This is a genomic window from Phormidium sp. CCY1219 (assembly GCF_035615515.1).
Taxonomy (GTDB): Bacteria; Cyanobacteriota; Cyanobacteriia; order Cyanobacteriales; family Laspinemataceae; genus CCY1219.
In genome coordinates this window covers 25,127-31,693 of sequence record NZ_JAJENT010000509.1, presented here as the reverse complement: position 1 = coordinate 31,693, position 6,567 = coordinate 25,127, and the positions used below count along the sequence as shown (strand labels likewise).

The 6,567-nt window shown below is 41.1% G+C and carries 7 protein-coding genes; all 7 read left to right on the top strand.

All coding sequences use genetic code 11. The features are described from left to right. Positions 1-14 precede the first annotated feature (14 nt). Positions 15-1,157: a class I SAM-dependent methyltransferase gene (locus tag LKK83_RS13465; protein WP_324631678.1), complete on the top strand. Its 1,143-nt coding sequence runs from the start codon at positions 15-17 to the stop codon at positions 1,155-1,157. Between the two features lie 3 nt (positions 1,158-1,160). Continuing rightward, complete coding sequence (locus LKK83_RS13460; protein ID WP_324631677.1) at positions 1,161-2,441, top strand: TIGR04372 family glycosyltransferase; 1,281 nt, start codon at positions 1,161-1,163, stop codon at positions 2,439-2,441. 39 nt (positions 2,442-2,480) lie between these two features. Further along, positions 2,481-3,932: a PfkB family carbohydrate kinase gene (locus LKK83_RS13455; protein WP_324631676.1), complete on the top strand. Its 1,452-nt coding sequence runs from the start codon at positions 2,481-2,483 to the stop codon at positions 3,930-3,932. Beyond that, the gene (locus tag LKK83_RS13450) at positions 3,932-4,627 is read left to right on the top strand and encodes a nucleotidyltransferase family protein (protein ID WP_324631675.1); all 696 of its coding nucleotides are present in this window, start codon (positions 3,932-3,934) and stop codon (positions 4,625-4,627) included. Before LKK83_RS13455 ends, LKK83_RS13450 begins: the two co-directional genes overlap by 1 nt. Positions 4,628-4,664: 37 nt before the next feature. Then, on the top strand, positions 4,665-5,342 hold the full coding sequence (locus tag LKK83_RS13445; RefSeq protein ID WP_324631674.1) for a hypothetical protein: 678 nt from the start codon (positions 4,665-4,667) through the stop codon (positions 5,340-5,342). Positions 5,343-5,520: 178 nt separating this feature from the next. Further along, on the top strand, positions 5,521-6,240 hold the full coding sequence (locus LKK83_RS13440; protein ID WP_324631682.1) for an IS1 family transposase: 720 nt from the start codon (positions 5,521-5,523) through the stop codon (positions 6,238-6,240). Next, positions 6,236-6,565: a DegT/DnrJ/EryC1/StrS family aminotransferase gene (locus LKK83_RS13435; protein ID WP_324631680.1), complete on the top strand. Its 330-nt coding sequence runs from the start codon at positions 6,236-6,238 to the stop codon at positions 6,563-6,565. The genes LKK83_RS13440 and LKK83_RS13435 overlap by 5 nt, the downstream gene beginning before the upstream one ends. Positions 6,566-6,567 lie beyond the last annotated feature (2 nt).

Here is a 6,567-nt window from a genome sequence, read left to right as displayed (position 1 = left end):
CATGAAGAGACAAAATGAAAGATAGTGAAAGTCGTGCATTTGTTACGTTTTATTCAGATAACAATATTTCTCCTGTATCGCAGGACATTGCTAATTTAGAGAAGCATTTTCAAAGAAGAGAGTCATTATTTAGAAGTATAGGTATTTTGCCTGGCTTTGTTTATCAAACCAATATTATTGAGTTTGGTCCTGGCTCTGGACATAATGCTGTATATACTGCTTCTCTAAAACCCAGCAAATATTACTTAGTGGATGGAAATACAGTCGGTTTAGAGCAGACAGAAAAAATCTTGACAGAAGCCAAGTGTCAAAATTTTAAAGTGATAAAATCCTTGTTTGAAGATTATAATTCACCAGAAAAATTTGATATTGTTTGGGCTGAAGGATGTCTGCCCCATCAATCTCATCCAACTTTAACACTCAAGCATTTATCGAAATTTACAAAATTATCTGGTATTTTTGTTTGTACTACTATTAACTCAATATCTTACTTATCCGAAACCATCAGGCGCTTACTGTTTAATATATTACTCCCTAACGGCAATGCCTCCCTAAATGATGCACTAAATATCCTCCGACCACGCCTTTCTTCCCACTTACTTAACCTTAAAGGGATGAGTCGCCTCGCAGATGATTGGATCGTAGATAATATTATTCAACCTTTACAAGATAGAAAACTTCTCAGTGTACCAGAAGTTATTACAGCACTTTCTAGCAGTTTCGATGTTTATGCTTCATCCCCTCGGTTTATTACTGACTGGCGATGGTACAAAGAAATTGTGGGTCGGGATAGAGGCTTCAATGACAATGCTCTCGCTTGCTACTACAAAAATAATCTTAACCTGATTGACTATCGTTATGTTTTTGATGCTCATTCCACAAGCTTTGGTAAAGATTTAGAAATAACCTGTTCTAACAGTTGGGAATTAATGACCCAAATTCAACAGGGAGATAGCAGCAAGTGGCAGGCTATGTTTGACCTTCTTACAGAAATTGCGTCAATAGTTGAGCCGATTACTCCCAACACTGCCTTAGCTATTGTTGAGGCCTCGGACTGGCTACAGGACGGTGCGCCTTTGGAACGAGAGCTACAACATTTTCCCCAGTGGTGGGGTCGAGGTCAGCAGTACCTAAGTCTCATCCGCAAGCCTGGTTAATTTATGAAGCCCTTAAGCAAACAGCTCTATGAAATACGCTCTGGTGGCTGGCCTGTCGTCCGAAGAAAGCTAAAAAGCTTATTTTCTCTACTTTCCAGATATTCCCCGAAAACCTTACTCCTGCTAATCCTCCAAGCTCCTTGGGCTGTCCCCGGAGTTCTTATCATCCGTTGCATTAGTCCTTGGCGCACTATTCGCTTAGGGACTCTCCGCAGCGAACGAATTGGTCATTTTGCCGCCGATGCAGGTCAGCAGTGGGCAATGCGACAGCAGCAATCTCAGCAGTATCTAGATTTGTACTGGATACAGGAGCCGACTTGCAACGAATTTTGGGCAAAGATGGTAAAACGCAACTTTCAGGTCTATGCCTGGGTTCGTCCCCTAGACATCTGGAATCGCATACTTCCTGGGGGATCGCTTCACTACCGCCCAACCAGCACAACCGCCTCCCGGGATATTCACGGTTGCCTAGAAAAAACTCAAGCTAAACTGCCATTTTTACCTGAAGAAGATGACCAAGCTAAAGCTTGGTTACGTCGTCAAGGATGGCAAGATGGAGAACCTTTTGTCTGCCTCTTGGTTCGAGACAGCGCCTATTTGGATGAAAATCATCTACACAAAGGGTTTGATTGGAACTATCACAACTACCGCGACTCAGATATTGCCACGTATGTCCCTGCCGCCGAGTGGTTAGCCTCGCAAGGAGTGTGGGTATTTCGCATGGGTCAAATTATGGCGAAACCTATACTCAGTAGTCATCCCCGCATCATTGACTATGCTTTTCACTCTGAAAAAAGTGATTTCTTAGATATTTGGTTGTTTGCTCACTGCGATTTATGTATTTCCACAGGAAGCGGACCAGATATGGTCAGTGATGTTTATCGTCGTCCCCTTTTGTTCCTAAACTATACTCCATTAAGAAACCTTTTTTCCTGGAGCAATGCCATGCACTTACCTAAAAAACTCGTGTGGCAAGCATCGGGCATCCCATTGACTTGGCGAGAACACCTCGATCGCAGCTACGGCATGACAGATGACTATGCTAAAGTTGGCATCAGGATTATCGATCTGACATCTGAAGAGATTCTGTTAGCTGTGCAAGAGCGGTGGCAGCGGATTCAGGGAACTTGGGTAGATACTCCAACAGATATTGAGCAACACGATCGCTTTTGGAACATTCTTCAATCTCATCCCGACTACAATCAATATCATGGTTGGATTCATCCTGAATCTAGAGTTGGTACAACTTGGCTTCGTGCTATGGGAGATAGTTTTTTACAATAAAACAGCCATAACACCAGATTATTCTTGTTTATCCCCTTAATGATTAAGAACCCAAAACTTTTAAGCCGTACTGTTTTTGTATCCGGGAATTTTAACGTACTCCATCCTGGACATTTAAGATTATTGCGCTTTGCTAAAGAATGTGGCGATCGCCTAATTGTAGCAGTACAGAGCGATCGCATTGCTGCCAATGGGGCCCATATCCCCGAACAACTACGCCTCGAAGGAGTCAAAACCAACAGTTGGGTTGACCAAGCCTTTATTATTGATGAACCCGTCACAGAAGTTATCGATCGATTACGCCCAGATATCGTCGTCAAAGGGAAAGAACATGAAATCCGCTTTAATCCTGAGCTGACTATCTTAGAACAATATGGGGGACGACTACTATTTAGCTCTGGAGAAACAACTTTTTCTTCCGTAGACTTGCTGCGAAAAGAGTTTACCGAAACTAACTTACAATCAATCCTCATCCCCTACGACTTTTTAGATCGCCATAGTATTACTCAATCCAAATTGGCAAACTTGGTGCAGCAGTTTTCTTTCCTCAAAGTCTGCGTTGTTGGCGACCTAATTATTGACGAGTACATTACCTGCCAACCTTTGGGAATGTCCCAGGAAGATCCCACTATTGTCGTTACCCCAATAGACTCCACTCGCTTTGTCGGTGGGGCGGGTATAGTAGCGGCTCATGCTGCTGGTCTGGGAGCCGAAGTCCAGTTTTTCTCCGTTACTGGGGTCGATGCTGCTCAAGAATTTGCCAGAGAGGTTTTGGATGCCGCTCGGGTCAAGACTAACCTTTTGATTGATGAAAGTCGCCCCACTACCCTAAAACAGCGGTATCGCAGCAAAGGCAAAACTCTCCTGCGGGTCAGCCACTTGCACCAGAGGGCTATTGACGCCAAATTGCAAACTCAACTGTTAGATCGCTTGGCAGCGGCACTTGCCACGGCAGACCTGCTGGTTTTTTCCGATTTCAACTATGGTTGTTTGCCCCAACCCGTGGTCGATCGGATTGCGGCGTTGGCCAAAGAACAAGGGGTAATGATGGCGGCTGATAGCCAATGTTCCTCTCAGGTCGGTGATATTAGTCGCTTTCAAGGAATGGATTTGATTACCCCTACCGAACGGGAGGCTCGCATTAGCACCCGAAACCACGAAGATGGCCTAGTAGTATTAGCGGAGCAATTGCGACAACAGGCAAAAACTCAAAACATTCTGCTAAAGTTGGGGGAAGAAGGATTACTGATTCATGCTGACAATGACATAGACCAGACCTGGCTGACCGATCGCGTCAAAACCCTTAATTCCAACCCGAAAGATGTCGCAGGTGCTGGGGATTCTTTGCTCATCTCTAGCGCCCTTACCCTAGCCAGTGGCGGTTCCATCTGGGAAGCGGCAGTTATCGGCTCTTTAGCCGCCGCAATTCAGGTAGGGCGAGTCGGCAACACTCCCGTTCAGCGAGATGAATTGATGCAGGAGTTAACCTAATGAAGGCCATATTACTAGCAGGGGGCTACGGCACCCGACTCCGGCCATTAACAAATACCATTCCCAAATGCTTAGTGCCTATCAAAAGTAAGCCCTTACTGGAGATTTGGCTGGAACGACTTACCGAGGCTGGAATTGGTCCGCTACTGATCAATACTCACTATTTAGCTGACCAGGTTAATGACTTTATTGATCGGAGTCCTTACCAAGACCAAGTTACTTTGGTTCATGAGCCAGCCCTCCTAGGGACAGCAGGGACGCTCATGGCTAATCTAGATTTTTTTCAAGGGGAAGACGGGTTAATTATCCATGCCGACAACTACTGTTTAGCTGACTTCACCTCTTTTGTCGCAGCTCACCGCCAACGTCCTCCAGAATGTCTCTTAACCCTGATGACCTTTCGCACTGACACTCCTTCTACCTGTGGCATTGTGGAACTCAATTCTCAGAATATTGTTGTTGGCTTTCACGAAAAAGTTGCTAACCCTCCTGGTAACTTAGCCAGTGGAGCAATTTGTATTTTATCTAATAAATTTTTGGAATGGATAAAAGATAATAAAGAAAATTTTTACGACTTTAGTAAAGAAGTTTTACCCTTGTTTGTGAATAAAGTTTATGCTTGGGAAACAAAGAATATATTTATCGATATAGGATCGAGAGAAGCCTATCAAAAAGCCAATGCTATTCCTATTTAACATTGAATTATGTTTAATTTACCAATCAGACTGAAGAATGCTAATTCACTACCTCTGCGAATGGTTCGGCAAGTTGACAAACACAGTAATTATAATCCCCCATTATCGTGCTATTGGCAGTGCCTTTGAAGAAATATATTTTGGCTTATTAAAAGCTAAAAGAGAAAATAAAAAGCTAGCTATTCTTTTACCTTATCAAATACCTTGGCCTCTGAGCCTAACTATTTTATCTAAGAATCTATTTGAGTTAGAATCAGAAATTATTGCATTTCCACAATCGTCTATTAAAGCACAGTTAGGAGGATTGGCTATAACGGCTTATTTCGGTCTGCTTCGTGCTTTTAATCTCCCGCGTCTGGTGGCATTCAAAATTGTTTATAAACTTGGCTTGATTGAAAGTTTTGCTTTTTTAAAAAATGTTCATCAATTTGGCGAACCAATGGCTGGATACCATATTCTATGGCAGCCCAAAATAAATAGCGAATTTTCCGAAGATATAGTTAAAGATTATAATTGGCCAGAGCAGATAAGGAATTCTCCAACAGTAAAGCTATCGGATGAAAGAAAAAAGCTAGCTGAAGAACAAAGAATTTTGCTAGGTCTTCCGAAAGATGCTCGTTTTTTCTGTTTGCACGTTAGAGAATCTGGATACTGGCAAGATCCTGAAGAATTCGCGGGTAGTGATAAATATGTAGTGATGTTCAAATTAAGTTAATTTAAATAAAAGCTAATGTATCAAGTTTTTTCTAATATTTTTATCCATAAACAATCAGGTAAATTTATAAAATTCATTAGTTTTACTAATTGCTTAAGTGATATAAATGACAAAATTTAAGCGATAATTAAGGGAGAATAAAGTGAAAAATATAAGAATTTATCAGGATTATTACAAAATGAACTATTCTTGCCCAACCTGTTTGTCAAATAAAATCATAAAAAATGGCAGCACTCATCATAAAAAACAAAAATATTTATGTAAAGAATGTGGAAGACAGTTTGTAGAATTACCTCAAAAAAAATATATTTCATCTGAATTTAAAACATTAATTGATCGCCTGTTATTAGAAAAAATACCTTTGGCGGGTATTGCTCGTGCTTTGGATGTTTCTTACACTTGGTTACAAAATTATGTAAATAAAAAATATGAAGAAACTCCCCGTGAAATAAAGGTTTCAGAGAAACAAAAAGGAAAATCAACTATTCAATGTGATGAGTTATGGTCATTTGTAGGTAAGAAAGAAAATAAAATTTGGAGTTGGCTTGCTTTGGATGTAAAAACTCGTGAAATTGTTGGTGTTTTTCTTGGCGATCGAAGTAAAAAAAGTGCCGAAAAACTGTGGGATTCATTGCCTCCTGTGTATAGACAATGTGCAGTGTGTTATACAGATTTTTGGGAGTCTTATACAGGAGTTATTGCTACTAAACGTCACAAGGCTGTGGACAAAAAAAGTAGATTGACCAGTCATATAGAAAGATTTAATAATACATTAAGACAAAGAGTTTCTCGGCTAGTCAGAAAAACATTATCTTTTTCAAAAAAGCTAGAAAATCATATAGGAGCTGTTTGGTACTTTATTCATTATTACAACAGTTTAAAATCCGTAAAAAATTAATATCACTACATATTTATCACTACCATTGGCTGATGTTGAGGGGATTATTACTCCAGAGTTGGCTGATGGTCATGTGTTTCACCAGTACACCATTCGGGTTTTGCATGGGAAACGGGATAAGGTGAAGGAATATTTGGGCCGGCAAGGAATTGGATCGATGGTTTATTATCCAGTGCCGCAAGATCGGTTACCTGTTTATAAAGGGCAGTATCCTTCGACTCCAGTGAGCGATTTGCTAGGGACTGAGGTGCTGAGTTTGCCCATTTGGCCGGAAATATATTTAGCAGATATTCAAAAAGTAGTACAATTTCTTCAACAGAAGTAGCA